The sequence below is a fragment of the Kitasatospora sp. NPDC093558 genome, assembly GCF_040683475.1.
Classification (GTDB): domain Bacteria; phylum Actinomycetota; class Actinomycetes; order Streptomycetales; family Streptomycetaceae; genus Kitasatospora.
The window spans coordinates 1-2,184 of sequence record NZ_JBFBDY010000894.1 but is presented as its reverse complement, the minus strand read 5'-3'; the positions used below and the strand labels follow the sequence as shown (position 1 = coordinate 2,184).

The 2,184-nt window shown below is 74.1% G+C and carries 2 protein-coding genes and 1 pseudogene; 2 read left to right on the top strand and 1 reads right to left on the bottom strand.

Features of this window, described 5'->3' with window-relative positions; translation table 11 throughout:
- A partial coding sequence (locus tag AB0O00_RS36630; protein ID WP_363659026.1) for an NAD-dependent epimerase/dehydratase family protein occupies nt 1–686 on the bottom strand: 686 nt, incomplete at its 3' end.
- Nucleotides 687–894: 208 nt separating this feature from the next.
- Here AB0O00_RS36630 and AB0O00_RS36625 point away from each other — a divergent pair.
- Nucleotides 895–1,863: a cytochrome c oxidase assembly protein gene (locus tag AB0O00_RS36625; RefSeq protein ID WP_363659025.1), complete on the top strand. Its 969-nt coding sequence runs from the start codon at nt 895–897 to the stop codon at nt 1,861–1,863.
- Between the two features lie 73 nt (nt 1,864–1,936).
- Nucleotides 1,937–2,184 (top strand): annotated as a pseudogene (locus tag AB0O00_RS36620) (YdcF family protein); the annotation flags it as partial.

The following is a 2,184-nucleotide window of genomic DNA, read 5'->3' as shown; positions in this document are numbered from 1 at the left end:
GCGACGACCAGGCGGGCCAGGACGGCGCGGTCGTCGAGCGAGAGCCGGGCCTCGCCGCCCTCCCAGCGCACCGGCACCCGGCGGACCAGCTCGGCCACGGCGGGCACCACCCAGCGGTCCCCCGGGCCGGTCACCACGCCGGGCCGCAGCACGACGGCCCCGGCGGCCAGCGCTGCCCGCTCCCCGAGCAGCCGGGTGCGGCTGGCCTCCGAGGCGGGCACCGCGGGCACCTCGTCGACCCCGATGCCCGCGTGCGGGCCCCGCCCGTACACGGCGCTGGTGGACAGGTGGACGATCCGGCCGACCCCGGCCCGGCGGGCGGCGGCCATGACCGCCCCGGTCCCGCGGACGTTCACCGCCTCGCACTCCTCGGTGGTGCCGGAGACCAGGGACGCGAGGTGGAGCAGCACGTCGGCGCCGTCGCACAGCTCGGCGAGGGCCTCCTCGTCGGCGAGGTCGCCCCGCACCCACGACGGGCCGCCGACGTCGGGGACCTCACGGGCCAGGGCGCGGACCTCGACGCCGCGCCCGAAACCGCGCCCGAAGTCCCCGAAGTCCCCGATGCCCCCGGTGTCCCCGAAGCCGTCCCGTAAGCCCTTGACGGCCTCCAGCACCGCCGAGCCGATGAACCCCGTCGCCCCCGTCATCGCGACCCTGGTCACCGCGCGCTCCCGCCCCTCCGTCACGGCCGTCCCCTCCGCTCCGCCGGCCCCGCCCGGCGCTCGTCGAGCCGCTCATTGTAACGAGCCGCACTCGCCCGGACGGAGGGGGCGGGGCACGGCCCGGGGTAAGGCCCGCCTAGGCTGTATGCCAAGCAAAACGGGCGAACCGGACCCCGCCAGGGGCCACCAGGACGGAAAGCGGGACCCGCCGATGGGCGACGGAATGTCAGGCATGCACCACCACGGCGGGATGACCCAGCCAGGCCCGTTCACCCTCTCCAACGTGTGGACCTGGTCCCCCGACTGGGTCTTCCTGGCCGGCAGCCTGGTCACCCTCGGCCTCTACGCGGCCGGCGTCGTGCGCCTGCACCGGCGCGGCGACCGCTGGCCGATCGGCCGCACCGTCGGCTGGGCCCTGGGCGTCGGCTCGGTGATCCTGGTCACCTGCAGCGGCCTCAACGACTACGGGATGGCCCTGTTCAGCGCGCACATGATCCAGCACATGGTGCTGTCGATGCTGTCGCCGATCCTGCTGCTCCTCGGCGCCCCGATCACCCTCGCGCTGCGCGCGCTGCGCCCGGCCGGCAAGGGGCGCCCGCGCGGCCCGCGCGAGCTGCTGGTGGCGCTGCTGCACAGCCGGTACGTCAAGGTGATCTCGCACCCGGCGTTCACCATCCCGCTGTTCATCGCGAGCCTGTACGGGGTCTACTTCACCCCGCTGTTCGACTTCCTGATGCAGTACCGCGCCGGGCACATCTTCATGATGGTCCACTTCCTGGCCACCGGGCTGGTGTTCTTCTGGCCGATCATGGGCGTGGACCCGGGCCCGAACCGCCCCGGCCACGTGATGCGGATCATCGAGCTGTTCATGGGCATGCCGTTCCACGCCTTCTTCGGCGTCGCGGTGATGATGGCCAACCACCAGCTGGTCACCACCTTCACCACCGCGGGCGCCCCGCCCGGGACGGACCTGCTGGCGGACCAGAAGCTCGCCGGCGGCATCACCTGGGCGTTCGGCGAGATCCCGACCGCGATCGTGCTGATCGCGCTGGTCTACCAGTGGATGGGCTCCGAGCAGCGCAAGGCCCGCCGCGCCGACCGCGCCGAGGACCGTAGCGGCGACGCCGAGCTGGAGGCGTACAACGCCTACCTGGCCTCGCTCAACCAGCGTGGCCGGCGCCCGGCCGCCGACGCCGGCTGAGGCCCTCACGACTGAGCCCCCGTCCCGGACCGCCATCCGGAACGGGGGCTCAGTCGTACGCGTTCGAGGAGGTATGCACGTCCTCCTGATCGTCGCCGTCCTGCTCGGCGGGTACGCCCTGCTCTGGCTGCTCGGCTTCCTCGGCCGGGCGCTGCACTACCGCCGGCGGCCCGTCCCGCCCGGCGCCGACTACCTCGTCGTCCTCGGCGCCGGGCTGGACGGCTGCGACGTCTCACCTCTGCTCGCGGCCCGGCTGGATGCCGCGCTGAAACGGTTCGCCGCCGAGGAGGCCGCCGGGCACGCGCCGCTGCTGCTCGTCAC